General features: G+C 65.1%; 20 protein-coding genes and 1 riboswitch. Of the genes, 10 read left to right on the forward strand and 10 right to left on the reverse strand.

All coding sequences use genetic code 11. The features are described 5' to 3' along the window. Positions 1–136: 136 nt before the first annotated feature. Both FJ974_RS05820 and FJ974_RS05825 read left to right on the forward strand, forming a co-directional pair. Positions 137–1,435: an adenylosuccinate synthase gene (locus tag FJ974_RS05820; RefSeq protein ID WP_140536014.1), complete on the forward strand. Its 1,299-nt coding sequence runs from the start codon at positions 137–139 to the stop codon at positions 1,433–1,435. Positions 1,436–1,508: 73 nt separating this feature from the next. Next, positions 1,509–3,332, forward strand: a complete 1,824-nt coding sequence (locus FJ974_RS05825) for a hypothetical protein (RefSeq protein ID WP_140536016.1) — start codon at positions 1,509–1,511, stop codon at positions 3,330–3,332. A 32-nt stretch (positions 3,333–3,364) separates the two neighbouring features. Here the strand turns inward: FJ974_RS05825 and FJ974_RS05830 are convergent, their stop codons facing one another. The 4 genes from FJ974_RS05830 to FJ974_RS05845 are packed head-to-tail and all read right to left on the reverse strand — an operon-like array spanning position 3,365 to position 6,433. Continuing rightward, entirely contained in the window at positions 3,365–3,667 is a 303-nt protein-coding gene (locus FJ974_RS05830; RefSeq protein ID WP_140536019.1) for a CcdB family protein, read from the reverse strand. After that, positions 3,667–3,909: a type II toxin-antitoxin system CcdA family antitoxin gene (locus FJ974_RS05835; protein ID WP_140536022.1), complete on the reverse strand. Its 243-nt coding sequence runs from the start codon at positions 3,907–3,909 to the stop codon at positions 3,667–3,669. The genes FJ974_RS05830 and FJ974_RS05835 overlap by 1 nt, the downstream gene beginning before the upstream one ends. 60 nt (positions 3,910–3,969) lie before the next feature. Next, positions 3,970–5,787, reverse strand: coding sequence for an ABC-F family ATP-binding cassette domain-containing protein (locus tag FJ974_RS05840; RefSeq protein ID WP_140536024.1), 1,818 nt, complete (start codon positions 5,785–5,787; stop codon positions 3,970–3,972). A gap of 1 nt (position 5,788) precedes the next feature. Beyond that, positions 5,789–6,433, reverse strand: a complete 645-nt coding sequence (locus FJ974_RS05845) for a thiamine diphosphokinase (RefSeq protein WP_140536027.1) — start codon at positions 6,431–6,433, stop codon at positions 5,789–5,791. Between the two features lie 104 nt (positions 6,434–6,537). Continuing rightward, positions 6,538–6,651: riboswitch (TPP riboswitch) on the forward strand. A 43-nt stretch (positions 6,652–6,694) separates the two neighbouring features. Between FJ974_RS05845 and thiB the strand changes: the two genes are divergently transcribed. From thiB to FJ974_RS05865, 4 genes are all read left to right on the forward strand, one after another. Continuing rightward, positions 6,695–7,702: a thiamine ABC transporter substrate binding subunit gene (gene thiB, locus FJ974_RS05850; protein WP_140536029.1), complete on the forward strand. Its 1,008-nt coding sequence runs from the start codon at positions 6,695–6,697 to the stop codon at positions 7,700–7,702. A gap of 133 nt (positions 7,703–7,835) precedes the next feature. Continuing rightward, positions 7,836–9,455 carry a thiamine/thiamine pyrophosphate ABC transporter permease gene (gene thiP / locus FJ974_RS05855; RefSeq protein WP_140536032.1) on the forward strand — a complete coding sequence of 540 codons (1,620 nt, stop codon included), beginning with the start codon at positions 7,836–7,838 and terminating at the stop codon, positions 9,453–9,455. After that, positions 9,452–10,240, forward strand: coding sequence for a thiamine ABC transporter ATP-binding protein (gene thiQ / locus FJ974_RS05860; protein WP_140536034.1), 789 nt, complete (start codon positions 9,452–9,454; stop codon positions 10,238–10,240). Before thiP ends, thiQ begins: the two co-directional genes overlap by 4 nt. A 153-nt stretch (positions 10,241–10,393) precedes the next feature. Beyond that, on the forward strand, positions 10,394–11,863 hold the full coding sequence (locus FJ974_RS05865; protein WP_140536037.1) for a M48 family metalloprotease: 1,470 nt from the start codon (positions 10,394–10,396) through the stop codon (positions 11,861–11,863). An 87-nt stretch (positions 11,864–11,950) separates the two neighbouring features. On the opposite strand, the gene FJ974_RS05870 is transcribed toward FJ974_RS05865, so the two are convergent. Beyond that, a complete protein-coding gene (locus FJ974_RS05870) occupies positions 11,951–13,951 on the reverse strand; it encodes a caspase family protein (RefSeq protein WP_140536039.1) in 2,001 nt (666 codons plus the stop codon). Here FJ974_RS05870 and FJ974_RS05875 point away from each other — a divergent pair. Beyond that, positions 13,838–14,068, forward strand: a complete 231-nt coding sequence (locus tag FJ974_RS05875) for a hypothetical protein (RefSeq protein WP_181177221.1) — start codon at positions 13,838–13,840, stop codon at positions 14,066–14,068. The two genes, FJ974_RS05870 and FJ974_RS05875, sit on opposite strands and share 114 nt — an antisense overlap. 39 nt (positions 14,069–14,107) lie before the next feature. Here FJ974_RS05875 and FJ974_RS05880 read toward each other — a convergent pair whose 3' ends face one another. Then, positions 14,108–14,971, reverse strand: coding sequence for an RNA polymerase factor sigma-32 (locus FJ974_RS05880; RefSeq protein ID WP_140536042.1), 864 nt, complete (start codon positions 14,969–14,971; stop codon positions 14,108–14,110). A 305-nt stretch (positions 14,972–15,276) separates the two neighbouring features. Between FJ974_RS05880 and FJ974_RS05885 the strand changes: the two genes are divergently transcribed. From FJ974_RS05885 to FJ974_RS05895, 3 genes are all read left to right on the forward strand, one after another. Beyond that, positions 15,277–16,050, forward strand: coding sequence for an amino acid ABC transporter substrate-binding protein (locus tag FJ974_RS05885; protein WP_140536045.1), 774 nt, complete (start codon positions 15,277–15,279; stop codon positions 16,048–16,050). Positions 16,051–16,172: 122 nt separating this feature from the next. Further along, a complete protein-coding gene (locus FJ974_RS05890) occupies positions 16,173–16,853 on the forward strand; it encodes an ABC transporter permease subunit (RefSeq protein ID WP_140536047.1) in 681 nt (226 codons plus the stop codon). Beyond that, the gene (locus tag FJ974_RS05895) at positions 16,850–17,620 is read left to right on the forward strand and encodes an amino acid ABC transporter ATP-binding protein (protein WP_140536050.1); all 771 of its coding nucleotides are present in this window, start codon (positions 16,850–16,852) and stop codon (positions 17,618–17,620) included. The genes FJ974_RS05890 and FJ974_RS05895 overlap by 4 nt, the downstream gene beginning before the upstream one ends. Before the next feature lie 253 nt (positions 17,621–17,873). Here FJ974_RS05895 and FJ974_RS05900 read toward each other — a convergent pair whose 3' ends face one another. From FJ974_RS05900 to FJ974_RS05915, 4 genes are all read right to left on the reverse strand, one after another. Then, complete coding sequence (locus tag FJ974_RS05900) at positions 17,874–18,455, reverse strand: CarD family transcriptional regulator (RefSeq protein ID WP_015315301.1); 582 nt, start codon at positions 18,453–18,455, stop codon at positions 17,874–17,876. Positions 18,456–18,825: 370 nt separating this feature from the next. Then, entirely contained in the window at positions 18,826–19,164 is a 339-nt protein-coding gene (fdxA, locus tag FJ974_RS05905; protein WP_140536053.1) for a ferredoxin FdxA, read from the reverse strand. A gap of 243 nt (positions 19,165–19,407) precedes the next feature. After that, positions 19,408–19,794: an RNA-binding S4 domain-containing protein gene (locus tag FJ974_RS05910; protein ID WP_140536056.1), complete on the reverse strand. Its 387-nt coding sequence runs from the start codon at positions 19,792–19,794 to the stop codon at positions 19,408–19,410. Between the two features lie 15 nt (positions 19,795–19,809). Next, positions 19,810–23,235 carry a helicase-related protein gene (locus FJ974_RS05915; RefSeq protein WP_140536060.1) on the reverse strand — a complete coding sequence of 1,142 codons (3,426 nt, stop codon included), beginning with the start codon at positions 23,233–23,235 and terminating at the stop codon, positions 19,810–19,812. Positions 23,236–23,395: the final 160 nt, after the last annotated feature.

Genomic DNA, 23,395 nt, shown 5'->3' on the forward strand with positions numbered 1-23,395 from the left:
AAATGATGCGCGAGCCGGAATTTGTTGTGCCTCAGCTCGATTTTGGCGGCAAAGAAAGGTCGCGCCGGCCTGATCTTGACGCTATAGAGGCCTGTCGTTTTCAAGCCGCCAAAGCGGCATCTCAAGGGAAAAGAACATGGCCAATGTGGTGGTCGTCGGCTCACAGTGGGGCGACGAAGGCAAAGGCAAGATCGTCGACTGGCTGTCGGAACGGGCTGACGTGGTCGTGCGCTTCCAGGGCGGCCACAATGCCGGCCACACGCTGGTCGTCGACGGCAAGGTCTACAAGCTGTCGCTTTTGCCATCCGGCGTGGTCAGGCAAGGCAAGCTGTCGATCATCGGCAATGGCGTCGTGTTCGACCCGCATGCCTTCGTCGCCGAAGTGGCGAAGCTTAAAGAGCAAGGCGTGGAGGTGACGCCGGAGCGCCTGAAAATAGCCGAAAACACCGCGCTTATCCTGTCGCTGCACCGGGAACTGGACGGGTTTCGCGAAGACGCCGCCTCGAATTCCGGAACCAAGATTGGCACGACCCGCCGCGGCATCGGCCCCGCCTATGAGGACAAGGTGGGCCGGCGCGCGGTGCGGGTGATGGATTTGGCGGATTTGGAAACGCTTCCCCTGAAGGTCGACAGGCTGCTGACGCACCACAATGCGCTGCGCCGCGGGCTAGGTCACGCCGAGGCCACGCACGAGGCGATCATGCAGGAGCTGACGTCGGTCGCCGGCGAGGTCCTGCCTTACATGGATCGTGTCTGGAAAGTGCTCGACGACAGGCGGCGCGCCGGCGAGCGCATCCTGTTCGAGGGCGCGCAGGGCACGCTGCTGGACATCGACCACGGCACCTATCCCTTCGTCACCTCGTCCAACACTGTCGCCGGCCAGGCCGCCGCCGGCTCCGGCACCGGTCCGAACGCGATCGGCTACGTGCTCGGCATTACAAAGGCTTACACCACGCGTGTCGGCGAGGGCCCGTTCCCGACCGAACAGAAGAACGAGATCGGCGAATTCCTCGGCACGCGCGGCCATGAATTCGGCGTCGTCACCGGCCGCAAGCGCCGCTGCGGCTGGTTCGATGCCGTGCTGGTGCGCCAGGCCGTCGCCGTCAACGGCATCAAGGGCATCGCGCTGACCAAGCTCGACGTGCTCGACGGGCTGGACGAGATCAAGGTCTGCACCGGCTACCGGCTCGACGGCGAGGCGATCGACTATCTGCCGGCCAGCCAGGGCGCGCAGGCGCGGGTCGAGCCGGTCTACGAGACGCTTGAAGGCTGGAAAGGGACAACCGCCGGCGCCAGGAGCTGGAACGATCTGCCGGCGCAGGCGGTCAAATATGTCCGCTACATCGAAGAGCTGATCGGCGCCCCGGTCGCGCTGCTTTCCACCAGCCCGGAGCGGGACGACACGATACTTGTGACCGACCCGTTTCAAGACTAGTTTCACAGCCCTTCCGGGACGTGTAGCTGATTTGCTGAAGCCCGCCCGGAACACAATGCAGGTCGACTGACGCATGGCAGATTTCGTTGGTGTTCTAAAAAGGCAGCTTGAGAAGCACGGCGAGCCCTCGTCCGAGCTGCGCAAGCGGTTTTACGAGAATGCGCGTACGGCACTGGCGAAGAAACTCGCTAATTATTCTCCGCCTTTGTCCGCCGATGTCGTCAGCAAACAGAAGCGCTCGCTCGAAGATGCCATTTCGAGCGTCGAACGGGAGTATGCCAAACCCGCTCCGGCTAAACCGGCACCGGCGGAGGATCCGCTGGCGGAGCTGGAGCATATTTTCTCCTCCATCGACCGCAACAAGAACCAGCCGAGCCATGCCCGGCAGCCGCAGGCAAAGCCCGAGCCCGCCAGGTCCGAACCGGCCAGGTCGGAATCCTTCAAGCCGGTGCCGACCCCTGCCGAGACGGAACCGAGCCGGCAAGGCGCAACGAAATCGGAGCCGAGCTGGCAAAGCGTGGCGAAGACGGAACCGGGCTGGCAGAAAGCACCGCCGCCGCCGATGCCCTCGCCGCGCGAGGACGATGTCGGTCTTGCGGAAATGAATGCGGCTGATGCCGATGACGATAGCGACGTTTTCGCCAGCGACGAACAGCCGGCGGCCGACACCTTTCAGCGGCTGCGCCAGCCGGCGCGCAAACGCGGCTATGGCGGTTTGATCGCGGCCGTTATTGCGCTGCTGGTGATCGCCGGCGGCGGTTACGGCATCTGGCTGAACAAGGATGCCTTCGGCTCCCTGCTGGGCTCGAAGGGCGGCGGCAGCAGCAAGACGGTCTCGACCGAGCCGCTGGTCAAGCCCGCTCCGGCTAAACCGGCCGCCGAGACGGCAGCCGCTCCGCCCGCAGCCGGCACCAGCGAGCCGGCCGAAACAACCAAGTTCACCCAGCGCCTGACGCCTGAGGGCAAGGAGACCGATCCTGGTCCGGCCGCCGGGCAAAGCACGATCGGCGAAGGCGAATCGGTCGCGGCACTGACCACGCCGCCGCCGGTCACGCCTGCTCCGGCGACCCCGCCTGCCGCTGCTGGCGGCAGCGCACCGGCTCCGGCCACTCCGGCGCCCGGGACGACCCCGCCTCCCGCTGCAGCCACGCCTCCGGCAGCGGCTGCCAATCCGGCTGCGCCCGCTGCCCGAGCGACGCCTCCTGCGGCTGCGACGGCACCTTCCGCGCCAGCCACAACGCCGCCTGCGGCGGGCACGCCAGCCGCGCCGGCTACGACGCCACCCGCTGCGGCCACGACGAAGCCGGCCGCGCCGGCGCCCGCGGCTGCCCAAGCCAGCGTGCCGGTCGGCCAGAAGGCGATCTTCTATGAGGAGAAAACCAGCACCCAGCAAGGCACGGCCGAGCCCGGCAGCATCGTTTGGTCGCTGGTGCAGGAATCGCCCGGCGGCGACCTGCCACCGGAGCCGGCAATCCGGGCCGAGGCGACCATTCCCGGCAAGGACATCCAGCTGCGCATGACGATCCGGCGCAACACCGACCAGACGTTGCCGGCCAGCCATATCGTCGAGATGATCTTCCTGACGCCGGAAGGCTTTGACGGCGGCGGCGTCGACAACATTTTGCGCATCGCCATGAAGAGCTCCGAGCAGGATGCCGGCAGCCCGCTGATCGGCATTCCGGCCAAGATCGCCGACGGCTTCTTCCTGGTCGCGCTCAACGACACCAAGGCCGACGAGGACGCCAACCTGACATTGCTCAGGGGCCAGGACTGGATCGACGTGCCGGTCGTCTACAAGACCGGACGCCGCGCGTTGCTGACCATGGAAAAGGGCATTCCCGGCGAGAAGGTGTTCGACGAAGCGCTGAAGGCCTGGGCAGCGAAGACGTCGGGGTGAACACGGGAGCCTCGATTTCGAGGCTTTCGCCCTCAAAAGCCCTGGAACAGCATATCGAGAGCCGCGACGATCTCATCCTGATGCCGCATCAGATTCAATCGGCTCTCGCCCAGTTCCACTGTCGAGACCGTGGCGATCAGATGGGTGGCCATGACCAGCTTGCGCCCATTGATTTCAAAGATGGGGTGGAGCTTGCGCATGGAGGGCGGCGCTGCGGTAAGTGGCAGGAGCGGGACGACCACCCGTGTCGTGAAATGGTCCAGCAGGTCGGATTGAACGTCGAGAAGGTAGCCGCCTTCGACGCCGCTGGCGACAAACACGTCATAACGCGCCATCAGAACTGCCGATGTTCTTTGAGCGGGATGCCATGCTTTTCGATATAGTCGTTCCAGGCATCCATCGTGGTGCGGTTCTCGAGCTTCCACAGCCGCGTTTTTTCCGCGGCAACCGCTTCCGCTATCCCGGCTTCGGCGGCGCGTGAGACGTTGACATTGAGCCCTTTGGCTTCGGCCATGAGCTTGGAGTCGATCGACAGATTTGCCGGCTGGCGAACGGCGTTCGCGGCTATCTTCCGCATGACAACCTCCTCGATGCGCATACTATATGCGCATGCCTCCGGCCATGCAACGGGCGGCCCTCAGCCCTCCATCTCCTCCCGCAGCATCTCCAGTTCCAGCCACTCTTCTTCCAGCGCCGCAAGTGTGGTGCGTTCTTTGTCGAGCGCGGCGATGGTCTTCTGGAACGAGACCGGGTCGCGTTCATAGAAAGAGGGATCGGCGATGTTGTTCTCCAGCCTGGAGATCGAGGCCGTCACCGCCTCGATCTTCCTGGGCAGAGAGTCCAGCGCGAATTTCTGCTTGAACGACAGTTTCTTCGCCGGACCTTTCGGGGCCGCTTGCTCCGCCTTGGCCGCCGTCGTCTCGCCGGCGTCCGGCTTCGGTCTTGCCTTGCGATCCTCCAGCTTCGAGCCGCCGCGCTGCGCCAGCATGTCGGAATAGCCGCCGGCATATTCGATCCAGCGGCCGCCGCCGTCGGGCGCAATCACGCTGGTGACGGTGCGGTCGAGGAAATCGCGGTCGTGGCTGACCAGAATGACCGTTCCGGCAAAGCCGGCGACAAGCTCCTGTAGCAGCTCCAGCGTCTCCATGTCGAGATCGTTGGTCGGCTCATCGAGCACAAGCAGGTTCGCCGGCCTGGCCAGCACACGCGCCAGCAGCAGCCGCGCCCGTTCGCCGCCGGAAAGCTCGCGCACTGGCGTGCGTGCCTGTTCCGGCTTGAACAGGAAATCCTTCATGTAGGAGACGACATGGCGCTGCTCGCCATTGACGACGAGGTTCTCGCCGCGCCCGTCGGTGAGGTAGTGCGCCAGCGTCTCCTGCGGGTCGACCGCCTCGCGCTTCTGGTCGAGGGTCGCAATTTCCAGATTGACGCCGAGCCGTACCGAGCCGGCATCCGGCGCCAACTCGCCGGTCAGCATCTTCAACAACGTCGTCTTGCCGGCGCCGTTCGGGCCGACCAGGCCGACGCGGTCGCCGCGCTGAATGCGGGTTGAAAATCCCTTGACCACGGTGAGGTCGCCAAAACTCTTGTCGATGTTTTTCGCCTCGATCACCAACTTGCCGGATTCGGCGGCGTCGCTGGCCACCATGGTGGCAGTACCCTCGGCGCCGCGATGGCTGCGGTGGCGCTGGCGCATGGCCTGCAACTCGCCGAGGCGACGCATGTTGCGCTTGCGCCGCGCCGTCACGCCGTAGCGCAGCCAATGCTCCTCGCGCACGATCTGGCGGCCGAGCTTGTGCTGCTCGCGCTCTTCGTCCTCGAGCACCTGGTCGCGCCATTCCTCGAAATGCGCAAAACCCTTGTCCAGCCGCCGCGTCCGGCCACGGTCGAGCCATACGGTGGCGCGCGAGACGCGCTCGAGAAAACGGCGGTCGTGCGAGATCAGGATCACCGCCGAGGAGGTGCGGGCAAGTTCCTCTTCCAGCCATTCGATGACCGACAAATCGAGATGGTTAGTCGGCTCATCGAGCAGCAGAATGTCGGGCTCGGGCGCCATGACGCGGGCAAGGGCGGCGCGGCGCGCCTCGCCGCCGGAAAGGTCGTCGGGCCGCTCTTCGCCGGAAAGGCCGAGATGCTCCATCAGATAGGTGGCGCGATGCGGGTCGTCTGCCGGACCCAGACCGGCCTCGACATAGGCGCGCACGGTCGCAAAGCCATCCATGTCGGGCATCTGCGGCAGGTAGCGGACGGTCGCCGAAGGCTGGCGGAAGACCTCGCCGTCCTGCGGCTCGATCAGCCCGGCGGCGATCTTGAGCAGCGTTGACTTGCCCGAACCGTTGCGGCCGACCAGCGCGATCTTCTCACCGGCCGAAGCGCTGAGTTCGGCGCCGTCGAGCAGCGGCGTGCCGCCGAAAGTCAGCTTTATCCCGTCGAGATTGAGAAGAGGCGGGGCCATGTCAGCTTTCAGGCAGAGGATAGGGATGCGCCAGGAGCAGCGCCCGGCCGCGCTCCAGCGCGATCTCCAGCCGCCCTTTGACTTCGTTTGATATAGTCAGCGACGAGCCGAACGCCACCCCGACATTGTCGAGCGGCCATTTGGCGCCGGAGACCGTCAGGCCGGCGAGGTCGGAAAAGCCGAGCACCGAAAACAGCGTGCCGTCGGCATAGTCGAAGCGGGCTTTTCCCAGCAGGATGGGAACACCTTCCTGCGCGCCGCTGGTCAACAGCACCGTCGTGCCGGCCTCCGCCAGCCGAAGCCCAAGCGCCAGGTGCAGAAAGGCATGGTCGGCGCGCTTGCCGCCAAAGGCGCCGGCCAGCACCAGGCTGGTGGCGCCGCGTTCGAGCGCCTCGGCGATTGCGAGTTCGCCGTCCGTCTTGTCCTTCTCGGCTGGGAATGTCTTTCGCGGCACGGAAGCGAGGCCGTCCGGCAGGTTCGCCGGCACCGAGTCGAAATCGCCGACCCAGAGCTCCGGGATCAGGCCCAGCATGCGGGCATGGCCGATGCCGGCATCGGCGGCGATGACGCGCGAGCCTTCGATCTGGCGCTCGAGCCGAGGCGTGCGGATGAGTTCGCCGCCAAGCAGGATGGTGAATGTGCTCATGTCGCGTCGCCCTTACCAGTCCGGCCGATGAAACGGAAGCCGGGCCGATTGGATGTCCGGCAAACTTCCGCTTGCGCGCCGCTCGGGCCGGGCCTATGTCTCAAGCCGCTCTAACGGGGTGCCGGACGCTGACTTCGCGAACCGGCTGAGAGGCAAGAGGCCAACCCGCTGAACCTGATCCGGTTTGTACCGGCGGAGGGATTAGACGTTTCGGACCATCCGACGCCTCAATTCCTTTCAACGTGAACGAAGGAGGCGCCGATGCGCGGATTTTTGTCCCATCTGATCCTGGCCTTGGGCCTGTCGCTTCTGGCGGGGGCTGCGCCCGCCGCCGCGAAGGACAAGCTCACCGTCTACACCTATGAAAGCTTCACCGCCGATTGGGGTCCAGGACCCGCGGTGAAGAAGGAATTCGAGGCCGAATGCGGCTGCGATCTCGACTTCGTCTCGGTCGCCGACGGCGTCGCGCTGCTCAATCGCGTCAAGCTGGAGGGCGCGGGCACCAAGGCCGATGTCGTGCTCGGCCTCGACACCAATCTCACCGCCGACGCCAAGGCGAGCGGCCTGTTCGTGCCGCATGGCGCGGTGTCCGGCATCAACGTGCCGGGCAGTTGGAGCGACGATACCTTCGTGCCCTTCGACTACGGCTATTTCGCTGTCGTCTACGACACCGAAAAGCTGAAAAACCCGCCGAAAAGCCTGAAGGAACTGGTCGAGGGCAGTGCGTCCGACAAGATCGTCATCCAGGATCCGCGCACCTCGACACCGGGCCTCGGCCTGCTCTTGTGGGTGAAATCGGTCTATGGCGACAAGGCGCCGGAGGCCTGGGCCAAGCTCAAGCCGAAAGTGCTTACCGTGACGCCGGGCTGGAGCGAGGCCTATGGCCTGTTCACCAAGGGCGAAGCGCCGATGGTGTTGTCCTACACCACCTCGCCGGCCTACCACATGGTCGCCGAAAACACCCAGCGCTACCAGGCGGCGTCCTTCGACGAGGGCGAGTATCTGCAGATCGAGGTCGCCGGCATCACCACCACGGGCGCGAAGAACCCGCTGGCGCAAAATTTCATCGCCTTCATGACCGGGCCGAAATTCCAGGACATCATTCCCGAGACCAACTGGATGTTCCCGGCCGGCAAGACCGACAAGCCGCTCAATCCGGCCTTCGACAAACTGGTAAAGCCGAGCAAAACCTTGCTGTTCAGCCCCGAGGAGGTTGCGGCCAACCGCAAGGCATGGATGGATGAATGGCTGGCGGTGATGAGCAGGTAGGATTGCTATTCGCGCAAGATGATCGCTCTACGGCGCCCCCCTCTGTCCTGCCCGTCCTCCGCAGTTGCTGCGGAGGACAGAGGGGGGCGCGAAGGAACGCGGCGTTCGCTAGCTCAAATCCAAGTGGTGCAGCGTGCAGTCCGCGCCGCGCCCTGACTCCCGCATCCCCGCCGGCATCGTCGCCCTCGCGGCAATCGCCTTGCTGATCGGCGGCGCCTTCGCCGGGCTCATCCTCGAAGGCGTGCACGACCTGTCCGGCGCTGTCGCCGCCTTCGACAGCTATCTCGTCCGCGTCGCACGCTTCACGCTGTGGCAGGCGCTGTTATCGACGCTGTTGTCAGTTGGCCCGGCGCTGCTGGTGGCACGGGCTCTGTCCAGGCATCCAGGCTTTCCCGGGCGCGGCCTGATTCTGCAGCTCTTCACCGTGCCGCTGGCCTTGCCGGCAATCGTCGCCGCCCTCGGCGTCTTGGCGCTTTATGGCCGTGCCGGTTATTTCGCCGGCATTCTTGGCCGTCTCGGCAGTGGGGAATGGCCCGGCATCTACGGCCTGTCCGGCATCCTGACCGCCCATGTCTTCTTCAACTTGCCTCTGGCGACGCGGCTGTTTCTTGAAGCGCTGGGTACAGTGCCGACCGACCAGTGGCGGCTGGCGAGCCAGCTTGGCATGGGGGCGGCGCCTTCATTCCGCCTGATCGAATGGCCGGCGCTGCGCGCGGCCCTGCCGGGGGTCGCCGGGCTGATTTTCATGCTCTGCATCACCTCCTTCACCATCGTGCTGACGCTGGGCGGCGGGCCGGCGGCCACGACGCTGGAAGTCGCAATCTACCAGTCGCTGCGCTTCGATTTCGATCCCGCGCGGGCCGTGGCACTGACGCTTCTGCAGGTCGTTCTCACCCTTATCGTGGTCATTGCCCTGACGCGGCTTGGCGCCAATACGGTCGGCGATGCCAATCTGCCGGTGGCGCCGCGCCGCTATCTCGCGGCGGGCAGGCTTGAAACCGCACTGAACGCCGGCCTGATCGCGCTTGCCCTGCTGTTCGTCGCCGGACCGATGGCGGCGACGGTGGCGGCAGGATTGGAGGCCGATCTTGGCCGGCTGGCCGGCGAAGAAGCCGTACGGCGGGCAACGCTCACCAGCGCCGGGCTCGCCTTTCTCTCGGCGCTGGTTGCCGTGATGTTGTCGCTGGCGCTGATCGCGGCCCGGCGCGCGCTTGCCTTGCGGCGGCGTGCCGGCACCACATCGTTGCTCGAACATGCCACGGATACCGGCGCCGGTTTCGTGCTCGTGGTGCCGCCGATCGTCGTCGGCGCCGGCTGGTTTCTCCTGTTGCGCGGCGTCACGGACGTCTTTGCCGTCGCGCCGGTCATGGTCGTCACCGTCAATGCGGTGATGGCGATGCCTTTCGTCATCCGCGCCGTTCGTCCCGCCTACGATGCGGCGAGCGAACGCCATGAGCGGCTTTGCCTGGCGCTCGGCATCTGCGGCTGGAACCGGCTGCGCCTGATCGACTGGCCGTCGCTCAGGCGGCCGCTTGCCACCGGCTTTGCCTTCGCCATGGCGCTGTCGCTCGGCGATCTCGGCGTGATCGCGCTGTTCGGCAGCGATTCCGTGCAGACCTTGCCCTATCTGCTTTTGGCGCGCATGAGCAGCTACCGGACAGCCGACGCCGCGGGACTTGCCTTGCTGCTCGGCCTGGTCTGCCTGATGCTGGTGATAGCCGCCGACTGGCTGGGCCGGGAAACAAGGTCATGACAGCGACCACCAGTGGCATTGTCGCCGACAAGGGCCTGGCCGTGGCGCTGGACGGCGTTTCGTTCAGCTATGGCGAGGCGTCGTTCCGCTTTGATGCCGAATTCGCCGCCGGCAGGATCACCGCCATCATGGGGCCGAGCGGGTCGGGAAAGTCGACGCTGCTCAATTTGATAGCCGGCTTCGAATCGCCCAATGGGGGCAAGGTGAGGATCGGCGGGCTCGATGTCGGCGCGGTGCCGCCTTCGGCGCGGCCGGTGTCGATGGTGTTCCAGGAAAACAATTTGTTTGCGCATCTTTCCGTCGAAGCCAATGTCGGGCTCGGCCGCTCGCCGTCGCTGAAGCTCGGCGATACCGATCGCGCCGACGTCGCCGAGGCGCTGGCGCGGGTTGGGCTGGCCGGCAAGGAAAAGCGCCTGCCGCGCGAACTTTCCGGCGGCGAACGGCAGCGCGTCGCGCTGGCGCGGGTGCTGCTGCGCGACCGGCCGGTGCTGTTGCTCGACGAGCCCTTCGCCTCGCTCGGTCCGGCGCTGCGCGACGACATGCTCGACCTCGTGGCCGGCATCCATGCCGAGCGGCGGATGACGGTGCTTTTCGTCACCCATCAGCCGCAAGATGCGCGCCGCATCGGCCAGGATATGGCCTTCCTCGACGAAGGGACGATCGCCGCAAGCGGGCCGGCCGATGATTTCTTCGAGCGCTCTGGACCGGATGCCTTCCGGCGCTATATCGGCGATCGAGGCGGCACCGTTGCCGGATCACAACATATTGCCCGGAAGCGGACATAATTTATGGCCAAACCGGCAATGGGCGATCCGGCGTTTCCTTGCCTTGTCCGGGGGAGTATGGCTAGGTCCGGCCATGCTGGTCCGGCTGGGCCGTGATTTGCCGAAAGATTTGGAAAGGAAGCCGACCTGTCGAGCGGCGCTAAGAAGGTGTGGATGAAGCCGCTGGCGCGATTCTTCGCGATGGCCGGCTTCGCCGTGGCGCTGGCCAGCTGCCAGATGTTCACGCCCCCGGACGTGCAGGAGAACGGCTTCCAGCCTTCCGACAAGCCGATCACGGTCGACAATGTCGTCGCCAATGCCAAGCTCGCCGAGATGGCGAAAGCGCAGCATCCGCGCATCCTGGCCACCTATGGCGGCGAATATTCCGATCCGAAGCTCGAACGCATGGTGGCCAAGGTCGTCGGCAGCCTGACCGTGGTGTCCGCCAACCCTACGCAGACCTATCGCATCACCATTCTCAATTCGCCCAACGTCAACGCCTTCGCGCTGCCGGGCGGCTATCTCTATGTGACGCGCGGCCTTCTGGCGCTGGCCAATGATTCCTCGGAGCTTGCGGCGGTCATCGCGCATGAGATGGGTCACGTCACCGCCAATCACGGGCTGCAGCGGCAGCAGCTCGAGGCCGAAGAAGGGCTGGCGACCAAGGTCGTCTCGGACGTGCTCGGCGACAGTCCGACCGCCAAGGCGGCGCTGATCCGCGGCAAGCTGAGGCTGGCGCAGTTCTCGCGCAACCAGGAACTGCAGGCCGACGCCATCGGCATCAAGTCGATCGGCGAGGCGGGCTATGATCCCTATGCCGCCGGCCGCTTCCTGCAGTCTATGTCGGCCTATACGGATTTCCGCTCGGTCAGCGGCGCAACCGACCCCAGTCTCGACTTCCTGGCCACGCACCCGAACACGCCTCAACGTATCGAACTGGCGCAGCGCCTGGCCCGCAACTTCGGCCCGCCGGGTGTCGGCACACGCGACCGCGATGCTTTCCTCGCCGGCATCGACGGCCTGCTTTACGGCGATACGCCGGAAGAAGGCTATGTGCGCGGCCAGACCTTCCTGCATCCGGGCCTTGGCGTATCGTTCTCGGTGCCGGACGGTTTTGTCATCGACAATTCGGCGGCCGCGGTGACCGCGACCGGGCCGGGCGACATCGCCATCCGCTTCGACGGCGTGGCGATCAACAAGTCGATGTCGTTGACCGACTACATCCGCAGCGGCTGGGTGGCCGGGCTGGACGACACGAGCGTGCGACAAGAAACGATCAACGGCAACGAAGCGGCGATGGCGCATGCCAGCGCGCAAGGCTGGCAGTTCGATATCGCGGTGATCCGCGCCGGCGGGCAGGTCTACCGGCTGCTGACCGCGGCACCCTCGACCAGCACCACGCTGGAGCCGGTGGCGCGCTCGGTCAGCGGCTCCTTCCGCACCTTGAGCGCTGCCGAGAAAGCAGCGCTGAAGCCGCTGCATATAAGGGTGGTCACCGTGCAGGCGGGCCAGACCATGGGCTCGCTTTCCGCGCAGATGGTCGGCGTCGACCGCAAGCTCGATCTTTTCCGCGTGCTGAACGCAATGTCGCCTGGTGCGTCGGTGTCGGCCGGCGACAAGGTCAAGATCGTCACCGACAAGTAGCGCTGGCGCCCGGGGTCACGTGGCCACCGCCAAGGAAGCAGGCCCGCTATTGACCCCACTTATGCCATCGCTGCAGCTATCCGTTAGTTAGAGCCCTGTGCTGACTCTGTCAGAGCCGACGCTGCTGCCGGTATCAGTGCTGCCGCTGCTGCCTTGAGAGCCGCCGCCGGTGCTGCCGCGAGGCTCGGGATGATCGCCGTCGCTGCCACGCCAAGGCGCCGGTCCGGCGTCGTTCTGTCTTGGCTTGACCGGTGTCTGGAAGACCTCCGGCATCGTGGGCGTGGGTATATGGACCACCTTTATCTTCGTGACTATTTTTCGCACGACCTTGGGCTTGCACACCGCGACCGTTGAGGCGCTGCGCGCGGGGAGGCCGAGAATGCTCATCGAATACACGCCCTGCCGCTCGATGCCGGCTTTGAGGAAGGCCAGGGCGCGGGCCGGATCGGCGGGCACGCCATTGCGGCCTTCCTGGAAGATCAGCGCGAGATCGTTCATGGCATTGACATGCCCCATCGCCGCCGCCTTGAGCAGCAGGTCCAGCCCTTTGCCGGTATCGCGCTGGACGCCGAGACCATTGAACAAGGCGCGTCCCCAGGCGGCCATGGCATAGGGGTCTCCCTTGTCGGAAGCTCGCGAATAGAAGCCGCTCGCCTTCGCTGGGTCTACGGCCGTCCCTATTCCGGACGAGGCGATGGAGCCAAGCTCGAAGACGGCGCGGACATGTCCCTTGTCGGCGGCTTCCTGAATGGCCTTCGCGGCCTCGCCGACCTTGCCGGCCGCCAGCAGCGCCCGTCCGAGCTCGTAGTGAAAGCGGGCGACATCGGGGTAGGCCTTCACCGCCGCCTCGCAGGCCTCGACAGCCGCGCCACCGATCTCGTTCGGCGACCTGCCGGGGACGACGCCTTGCAGGTCCAGCGGTGCGCCCGCGGCCTGGTCGCAGGGATTGAGGCTTGGCGACAGTTTCATCGTCGCCGGCCTGGACGCGTTGCCGGCGCGGATTTCGAAGCCAATTTCGACAGGAGTTGCCGAGCCGATCTGCGGCTCGTAACGCAAATTGTCGATTTCATCGGCCGTCAGGCTCGATTGAGGCGGCAGCGTGCGATCCGGCAGGGACAGCGTGCCGGTTGCCGGATAGCTCGCGAGCTTCAGGCTGACCGCGGGATTCGTGGTCGGGAAGCCCAGCTTCAATGAAACCGGGCCAACGCCGACAGGAATGCTGATGTCGCGGCTTTCGATCGCCTCGGCGGCCCCGCCGGGCAGGTTCAGCGCGACAGGCCCGACGCCCGACGGCTGGATTTTCTCCGCTGCCGATAGGCTCTCGCTGCGCACCAGCACCACGTCATCGATCAGCGAGGAGTTTTCCCACGGAACCTGCTTGCCGTTGGTGGCCTTGACCACGTCGCGGCGAACCGCCGCCATCACCGTGCGTATCTCCTGGTTCGGCGCCAGCGCGCGGCGTGAAAAGGCAGACGAGAACGGACTGAGGTCGCCGGTTCCGTCATAGGCAACCGCACCGGGCTCCGTGGCGAAGGCAATCAGGGTGTTCAGGGAGCTCTTCACCTGCGCAAGACCGCTGCCGCCGGCGACGATCAACTGGTCCTTCAGCCAATAATCCTTGCGCGGGAAAGGATTGTTGCGGCAGGCATCGAGGATGATGACCTGGATCTTCGATTTCGTGCGCAGCTGCTCAAGCACGTCGTCAAGCTTGATCGCCTGGACCTCAATGTCGGCAGCGTCCTTCAGCGAAGCATCGACCGGGATCAGGAAGTTCTCGCCGCCGATCTGGAAGCCATGGCCTGAATAATAGACGACAGCCAGGTCGGCGCCGTCGGCCGCCGCAAGATACTGGCGGAACCGCTCCTCGAACTGGAGCTTGGTGAGATCCTTGGCGACGAACACGTCGAAACCGGCCAGCCGGAACGTGTTCGCCACGTCACGAGCATCCCTGTCCGGATTCTTGAGCGCCGGGATTTGTTGGTATTCGGAATTGCCGATCACAAGGGCAACCCTTCGATCGGCGTGAGCGTCGAACGCCGTGAAGCCCACGAGGATCAAGGCTGCAAGGAACGCGTAACACCGCAGCATGGCAAACCCCCCATCCGCTCTGATCTGGTGCGTTTAGGAAGCAGTTTACGACGCGAGGGTCTGTTAAAGAATTCACAATCCGCAGATTCGGATGAAGAAGATCTGCCGGATGGCTGAGCGATGCCTTTTTGGCGACTTCGTGTCGCTGCGTCAGCTTCAGGCGGCTTCCGCGAGAAATTCGGGGTTCTGCTTCACCAGCGCCAGCTTCAGCTTTTCCATGGCGCGGGCCTCGATCTGGCGAACGCGCTCCTTGGAGATGCCGAGTTGCTCGCCAAGCGATTCCAGCGTGGCGCCGTCGTCGCTCAGCCGGCGTTCCTCGATGATCCGGAGCTCGCGGGCATTGAGCGCGCCGAGCGCGCTCCGCAGCCAGACAGCGCGGCGCTCGACGTCGATCGTTTCGCCGACAACCTCGTCGGGAAGCGGATCCTCCGAGACCAGGAAATCCATCCGTTCGGCGGCGCCGTTCTCGTCGGCAAGCGGGGCGTTGAGCGAACTGTCGGGAGCCGACAGCCGCGAATCCATCATCGCCACGTCGGCTTCCGGCACGCCGAGCGCCACCGAGACCTGACGGTAGAGCGAGGCGTTGGAGATCGGCTCGGCGCCGTTGGCCAGCCGGGCGCGAAGCCGCCTGAGGTTGAAGAACAGCGCCTTCTGCGCAGAGCTGGTGCCGCCGCGCACGATCGACCAGTTGCGCAGGATATAGTCCTGCATCGAGGCGCGGATCCACCAGGTGGCATAAGTGGAAAAGCGGACTTCCCGCGCAGGCTCGAAACGCGCCGCCGCTTCCAGCAGGCCGACATGGCCTTCCTGGATCAGATCGCCGAGCGGCAGGCCGTAATGGCGGAATTTCGACGCCATGGAAATAACCAGTCGCATATGGGCGACGGTGATCCTGTGCAGCGCGTGCTGGTCGTTCTCTTCCTTCCAGCGCAAGGCCAACAGATGCTCCTCGTCGCGCTCGAGATAAGGAGCCCTCATTGCCGCACGGACCAGTGTCCGTCCTGCCGCGTCCTCGATCATGCCGGCTCCTGTTGGCGGTCGTTGCACTGTTGACGGTTGAAATGACGCCGCCGCGCCCTACAACAGCCTGCAACGTGCCAGACGCGTTAATGGTTCCGCGAGAGCGGAGGCCACAGCCGCCGCCGCAGCGACGATTTTGTTATCGGTCCGGAGAGCTTGCTTGCCGGGCATAATCGCATTTTTGAGAACCGGATTTCTGGAGTGAATGATTTTTGAAATCTGGTTCCTTATTTTGCGGGCTTCGATCTGTCAGTTTCCGGCTCTCACACTACGCCGGGCATCGGTCAAAACGGGATCACAGAAAAATGAAATGGCTTCAATCGCTTCTCATCGCCGGAACGCTGCAGGTCCTGGCGGTCACCGCCGGCCACGCCGGCGCCAATCTCGACCAGATCAAGCAGGCCGGCGTCATCAAGGTCGGCACGGAAGGCACTTACGCGCCCTTCACCTATCATGACGCTTCCGGAGCGCTGGTCGGCTTCGACGTCGAGATCGCCAAGGCGATCGCCGACAAGCTCGGCGTCAAGGCCCTATTCCTCGAGGGCAAGTGGGACGGCCTGATCGCCGGCCTCGACGCCAACCGCTACGACGCCGTCATCAACGAGGTCGGCATCACCGATGCCCGCAAGGCCAAGTACGACTTCTCCGATCCCTACATCGCCTCCAAGGCGGTGCTGATCGTGCGCGGCGATAACACCGACATCAAGACCTTCGCCGATCTCAAGGGCAAGAAGTCGGCCCAGTCGCTGACCTCCAATTTCGGCAAGCTGGCCGAACAGAATGGCGCCGAACTGGTCGGCACCGACGGTTTCGACCAGTCGATCCAGCTGCTTCTGACCGGCCGCGCCGACGCCACCATCAACGACAGCCTGTCCTTCCTCGATTTCAAGAAGCACAAGCCCGACGCCAATGTGAAGATCGCAGCGCAGGAAGAGAATGCCGACTATTCCGGCGTCATCGTGCGCAAGGGCGATCCGGAACTGGTCGCCGCCATCAATAAGGCGCTGGCCGACATCAAGGCCGACGGCACCTACAAGAAGATCGCCGACACCTATTTCGGCCAGGACGTTTCGCAGTAGGCGCACCCACCGGCCTCGGCATATCAAACCGGCGGGCCGTCTTTTGACGGCCCGCCGGTTTTCGCGTGATATTTACTTGGCAATGCCGACGCGGCCATCGCGTCCGGAAGGAGGAGCGCCCCGTGCCGCACTGGCTGCAATTGATGGTGGAATCATTGCCGACACTGCTTTGGGCGGCGCTGAGCTTCACCGTGCCGCTGACGCTTTTGTCCTTCGCGCTCGGCCTCATCGCCGGGCTGGTCACGGCGCTGGTCAGGCTGTTCGGTCCGAAGCCGCTGGTGCTGCTCGCCCGCTTCTATGTCTGGATCTTCCGCGGCACGCCGCTTTTGGTGCAACTGTTTCTGATCTTCTACGGCCTGCCGTCGGTCGGCATCCTGCTCGACGCCTTCCCCGCGGCGCTGATCGGCTTCACGCTCAACATCGGCGCCTACACGTCGGAGATCATCCGCGCCGTCATCGGCTCGGTGCCGAAGGGGCAGTGGGAGGCGTCCTATTCGATCGGCATGACCTGGAGCCAGGCGATGCGGCGCACTATCCTGCCGCAAGCAGGCCGCGTCGCGGTGCCGCCGCTCTCCAACACTTTCATCTCGCTGGTCAAGGACACTTCGCTGGCGGCCGCAATAACGGTGCCGGAAATGTTCCAGGCCGCGCAGCGCATCGTCGCCACCACCTACGAGCCGCTGATCCTCTATGTCGAGGCGGCCGCACTTTACCTGGCGATGAGTTCCGTGCTGTCGGCGCTGCAGGCGCGGCTGGAGGTGCGGCTCAACCGCTATGGCGGCTTCCTGGAGGCCAACGCATGATCGGCCTCACCAACATCGAAAAGCGCTTTGGTGAAAATCTCGTGCTGAAAGGTGTCAGCGTCAGCATCGACGAAGGCAGCGTCACGGCGCTGGTCGGCCCTTCGGGCGGGGGGAAAAGCACGCTTTTGCGCTGCATCAACCTCCTGGAGATCCCGACCTCCGGGTCCTTGCGCATCGGCGACGAGACGCTGGAATTCCGGCCGGGCGGCAGGGTGCCGGCAAAGGATATCCAGCGCGTTCGCCTGCAGACCGGCATGGTGTTCCAGAACTTCCAGCTGTTTCCGCATCGCACAGCGATCGAGAATGTCATGGAGGGGCTGGTGACGGTGCTGAAATGGCCGCAGCCGAGGGCGCGGGAGCGGGCGCTGGCGCTGCTCGAAAAGGTCGGCATGGTCGAAAAGGCCGATGCCTGGCCGGCGACGCTGTCGGGCGGCCAGCAACAGCGCGTGGCGATCGCGCGCGCGCTGGCGCCGTCGCCCAGGGTGCTGCTTTGCGACGAGCCGACCTCGGCGCTCGACCCGGAACTGGCGCAGGAGGTGGTCGACGTGCTCGGTCAGCTGGCGCGCGAAGGCACGACCATGGTGATGGCCACGCATGACCTGCGGCTCGCCTCCAAGATCGCGCGGGAAGTTGTGTTCCTCGATGCCGGCGTCATCGTCGAGAAAGGCCCGGCCGCCAACGTGTTCGACACGCCGGAGCGCGAACGGACCAAGCGGTTTATTGCCTCGCTGCGGCAGGAGGAGGCGCAGAGGGAAACGGGCGGCTGAGCCCTCCTACCTTTGCACTTTGTGGGGCCAATCGCATATGGCAGCGCCGGCCCCTCATCCGGCCGCTTCGCGGCCACCTTCTCCCCGGCGGGGAGAAGAGCTTGGCGCCGGCGCTGACAGCCTCCTCTCCCCTCGGGGAGAGGTCAGCCGAGCGAAGCGGAGGCTGGGTGAGGGGGAGCGCCGTATGCGAGAGTGCACAAACAAAAAACCCGGCGCCTGGCCGGGTTCTTCGCATTCAGTCTGAACGAAAAACTCAGGCAGCTTCTTCCTGCTCGGCTTCCTCGTTGTCGGCCTTGGCGCCGCGCTTCGGGCCCTTGTTGAGGTTGACCTCGATCAGGCGCACCGCCTCGGTTTCCGACATGCGGTTGACGGCGGCGATCTCACGGGCCATGCGGTCGAGCGCGGCTTCGTAAAGCTGGCGTTCGGAATAGGACTGCTCGGGCTGGTTGTCGGCGCGGTAAAGATCGCGCACCACTTCCGAGATCGAGATCAGGTCGCCGGAATTGATCTTGGCGTCATATTCCTGGGCGCGGCGCGACCACATGGTGCGCTTGACGCGGGCGCGGCCCTGCACGACCTTCAGCGCGCGCTCGACATAATCCTCTTCCGACAGCTTGCGCATGCCGATGGAGGTCGCCTTGGCGACCGGCACCTTGAGGCGCATCTTGTCCTTCTGGAAGTCGATGACGAACAGCTCCAGCTTGTGGCCGGCGACTTCCTGCTCGTCGATGGACACGATCTGGCCGACGCCATGCGCCGGATAGACGATGAACTCGCCGGTCTTGAACCCGTGGCGGGCTGCGGTGGACTTCTTCTGTGGGGTTATCGTTGCCATACGCCCTGAACTCCTTTTGTAGCGCCGGCATGGCGGTGCCGGCTAAACTCACGCGATCGGGCTACCGACCGTTAGCCGCACAACAGATGAACCCACCGGATAAAGCCAAGACCGGCAAACCGCACGAATGCGACTGCCTGCCCCAGATCGCTCTGGTCCGGATTGAGAAGCTCACCTTTCAGTGATTTGGGGCGTTAGCGCCATAAATCGACGTTGTGTCACCGGCATGTTTCGTTTGTGTAACACAAAAAGTCGGAAGAATCAAGGTTTTGCCGTGTTCGCTGACACCGAGCGCCATCGCTGCCTGTCAAGACAGTTATTGTATCGGCCTCGTTACGCAAGGTCATGCCGGCCTGGCAGGCCCTGCGGATCAGTCACCTTCGCCAGGTTCGGCCGAGAAATATTTCTCGAACTTTCCGGCCTCGCCGTCGAAGTCCTTGGCATCCGCCGGCGGTTCCTTCTTGGCCGTGATGTTGGGCCATTTCTCGGCGTATTCGGAATTGATCTGCAGCCATTTGTCGAGGCCGGACTCGGTGTCCGGCTTGATCGCGTCGGCCGGGCATTCGGGCTCGCAGACGCCGCAGTCTATGCATTCGTCGGGATGGATGACGAGCATATTTTCGCCTTCGTAGAAACAGTCGACCGGACAGACCTCGATGCAGTCCATGTATTTGCATTTTATGCAATTGTCGGTCACGACATAGGTCATCGCAGGCTCCGGGCCGTCCCGTCTTTCTTAGAGCGACGTGCGCCCCCATGGGCACTAAGTACGCTCTAACTCTTTTAGAACTTGCGCATCGTGCTTTCCAAAAATCGATTCCGATTTTCGGGCCGATGCGGCAGCTTTTTTGGTGAGGTAACGCCTTTGCCTGCCGCTTGCAAGGGCGGGAATTGCTGGCAGCACGGGCGTTTCCGGATTGGATTTCTCTCCGGCGGCCAGGCGCCGGCCGGGTCAGTCCTCGCCGAGCAGCCGGTCGGTCTGGCGGCGCTCGCGCTTGGTCGGGCGGCCGCTGCCGGCCTCGCGCAGCGCTGGAATGGCGTCGGGAACCGCCTCTCCCTTGAGGGCCGGCGGCGGCGACATGTCTTCATAGAGCAGCCGTGCCTCTTCGGCCGGACCGCGCCGAGCCCCGGGCTCGAGCACCTTCCAGACCAGGATCCGACCCTCCAGCGTTATGGTAAGGACATCGCCGCAACGGACGATGTCCGATGCCTGCGCTGCTTTGTCGCGATTGATGCGGACGCGGCCGGCAACGACGATTTTGGCGGCCAGCGAGCGCGATTTGACCGCGCGCGAGAAGAACAGCCATTTGTCGATGCGCTGGCGGCCTTCCGCGACCATCGGAACCGAGCGAAGCTATTTCTTCAGCTGGTCGCGCAAGGCGGCGAGCTTGGCGAAGGGCGAATCCGGATCGAAGCGCTGTGGACGTTCCTCGCGCGGCTTCGCCTGGAAGGCCGGCTTGCCGCCCTGCGCGTTGCCCTTGCCGTCCTGCCGGTTGCCCTTCCAGTCGGGCCGGCCTTCGCGGCGGCCCCCCTCGTGGCGATCCGGACGCTCGCCCTGCGGCTTGGCATCACGCCGTTCGCCGGTTTCGCGCCGGTCTCCAGTTTCCGGTCTCGGCTTGAACTTCGAGCGGTCGAAGCGCGGCTTGCCGGCGCCGTCACGCTGGTCGCGGCGACCCTCCTGGGCAGGCCGGTCCGCCGGCTGGCCGGAAGCGGCATCAGGCTGGTTATCCCGCGCCTGACCGGCAGGGTGGGCCTGCGCCCCGCGTGGACGATTGTCCCGGCGGTTGTCGTGGCGGTGGCGCGGACGCTGATGGTCGAAACGCGCTTGCCGCCAAAGAAGGACCGGCTTCGGTTCCTCGGCCTCGGTGGGAGCCTCAGCCTCTGGCGGGGCCCCAGCTTCGGCTGGAGCCTCGGCTTCCGGTGCTGCGACTTCCGGTGCTGCGGCTTCCGCCGGTGCAGCTTCGCTTGCCACGGAGGCTTCGACCTCGGCAGCCGGCGCGCCAGCTTCCGTTACCGGCTCGGCAGCCGGCGCATCGGTCTGCTCTGCTGCCGGCGAGGCCGCTTCCGCAGCTTCCGTTTGTGTCTCCTCTGCCGTCGCGAGTTCCGCGCCCGCTTCGGCGACAGGTTCCTCGGCGGTTTCGGCCGCAGCCTCAGTTGCCACCACCGCCGGCTCCGGACTTTCGGCTGGTGTCTCGGTGGCTTCGGCGGTCGGCGTTTCGGCTGCCGCTGCCGCGCGCGCGGCCTCTTCCGCTGCCAGCTTGGCGGCGGCGGCTTCGCGGGCGGCATTGTCCTGCGCCTCGAGTTTCGCCTTCACTTCGGCGGCCGGCTTCGGCTCGGCGCGGTAGCCGAGACCCTTCAGGATCTCTTCCATGTCGTCGGCGGTGGCGCCGAGAATCGACATCATCGGCGGCGTCACCATGAAGGACTGGCCGTCATAGGCGCCATCAGGCCGCTGGCCGAGGCCGGGCTTCCAGTTGGTCGCCGGGCGGATGAGATCGGCCAGTCGCTCCAGAATGTCGACGCGCACTGCGCGGCGGCCGAGATTGCGGTAGCCGGCGAGCTTGTAGAAGGTCTTGTCGAAGGCCGGGTCGATGACCACCGAGGTGCGGCCGGAGGCAAGCGCGTGCACTACGTCGCCGAAGCCCGGCTTGTCCTTGCCATCATTCTTCAATGCCCACAGCAGCGTCACCAGCCCGGCGGGCGCCGGCTTGATCAGCGCCGGCACGAAGACGTGGTAGGCGCCGAAGCGCACGCCCAGGCGGCGCAATGCGGCGCGTCCTTCCTGGTCGAGCGACTTCATCTCCTCGGCTATGTCGCGGCGGTTGATGAGGCCAAAATGCTCGACGAGCTGGAAGGCGATGCCGCGGCCGATGCCGGTAAGCTGTTCGGCATTCTTCAAATCGACCAGCGGCTTCAAAAGCGACTCGATCTGGAAATTGACGAAACGCTCGGCGCGCGCCGCGACCTTGTCGCGGGCCGGCCCGGTGAGCTGCTCGTCGGCCAGCAGCACAAGGCGCGGCTTCAACGCTTCGTCGCTGGCAACCAGCGTGCCGATCGGCGCGCCGATCCAGCGCACCGTACCGTCAGAGCCGAGTGCCAGATCGCCATTGGCGCAGGCGCCGAAGCGGTCGGCGCGCGCCTCGAATTCGGCGGCAAGAGCCTTCTGGGCGGCGGTGCGCACAGCCTTGGCATCCTCGCCGCCGGCGCTCTGGTCGGCGGTGAAGCGGAAGCCTTGCAGTTCGCCGACATGATGGCCTTCGACGAGGACAGTTCCGGTTGGGCTGATTTCGGCTTCAGGCATGGTATTTTCTCTAAGGCGCCGCATGAGGACGGAAGTCCTGCGGTCTACGAAGCGTTTCGTCAACCGCTCATGCAGCGCATCCGACAATCTGTCTTCGATTTCACGCGTCTTTTCCTGCCAGTGTGCCTGATCGGCCAGCCAGCCCGGCCGGTTGGAGACGAAAGTCCAGGTACGGATCTGGGCGATCCTGTGCGACAGCGTGTCGATATCGCCGTCCGTCGTGTCGGCGCGCCGCACCTGCTCGGCCATGTAATTTTCGTCGACATGGCCATGGCGCGAAAGGTCCATATAGATCGAGGCGATGAGGTCGGCATGCTGGGCCGGCGCGATCTTGCGGTAGTCCGGCAGGGCGCAGGCTTCCCACAGCAGCGCCACGCGCCTGGCGTCGGTGGCTAAAGCGCGGATCTCCTCGTCGCGCGACAGGTGGTCCAGCGCCTGCGCGTCCACTGCCGGCAACGCCCGCGTCAGCCCTTCGACCGGCGCGTTGGTCTCGATCGAGCGCTTCAGCGCGTCGAGGCTGGCGAAATCGAAATCGGCGGTGCGCCACTGCATCACCTTCACCGGATCGAAGTCATGGCTTTCGATCTTCTTGACCAGATCCTCGTCGAGCGGATCGACCTGGCCGGTGACGCCGAAGGTGCCGTCGCGCAGATGGCGGCCGGCGCGGCCGGCGATCTGGCCGAGCTCGGCCGACGTCAGGTTGCGGTATTGGTAGCCGTCGAACTTGCGGTTCTGGGCGAAGGCGACATGGTCGAGGTCAAGGTTAAGCCCCATGCCGATGGCATCGGTGGCGATGAGATAGTCGACATCGCCCGACTGGAACAGCGCCACCTGGGCGTTGCGGGTGCGCGGCGACAGCGCGCCGAGCACGACGGCGGCACCGCCCTGCTGGCGGCGGATCAGCTCGGCGATGGCATAGACCTCGTCGGCGGAGAAGGCGACGATCGCGGTGCGCCGGGGGAGGCGGGTGAGCTTCTTCGAGCCGGCATAGGCAAGATGCGACAGCCGCGGCCGCGTCACCACCGAGACGCCCTTCAGCAGGCGCTGCAGGATGCCGTGCATGGTGGCCGCACCGAGCAGCAACGTCTCCTGGCGACCGCGCAGATGCAGGATGCGGTCGGTGAAGATGTGGCCGCGCTCGAGATCGCCGGCGAGCTGCACCTCGTCGATGGCGACAAAGGCGGCGTCGGTTTCGCGCGGCATCGCCTCGACGGTGCAGACCGAATATTTCGCGCTCGCCGGGACGATCTTCTCCTCGCCGGTGATCAGCGCCACCTTATGGGCGCCGACCTTCTCGCTGACGCGGGTATAGACCTCGCGCGCCAGCAGCCGGAGCGGCAGGCCGATGACGCCCGTCTCATGCGCCACCATGCGCTCGATGGCGAGATGGGTCTTGCCGGTGTTGGTGGGGCCGAGCACGGCCGTCACGTCGCGGCCTGAAAGTATCAACGGCTGGGAGTGTTTCGGGTGGATGTTCATCGGCTCGGAAATGAGGCTTTCTGCCGCTTGTTGTCGGGAACGCGGCGGCGCCGCCGCGTGTGACAGGCGACACATAAGGATTTCGGGCGCGAAGCGAAAGCGGAATGTTCCATCGCGACGATGGCCACCGCAATGGAAGGGTCAGAATCCGTCGCTGGTT

It is taken from the genome of Mesorhizobium sp. B1-1-8, from assembly GCF_006442795.2.
In the GTDB taxonomy this organism is placed as follows: Bacteria; Pseudomonadota; Alphaproteobacteria; order Rhizobiales; family Rhizobiaceae; genus Mesorhizobium.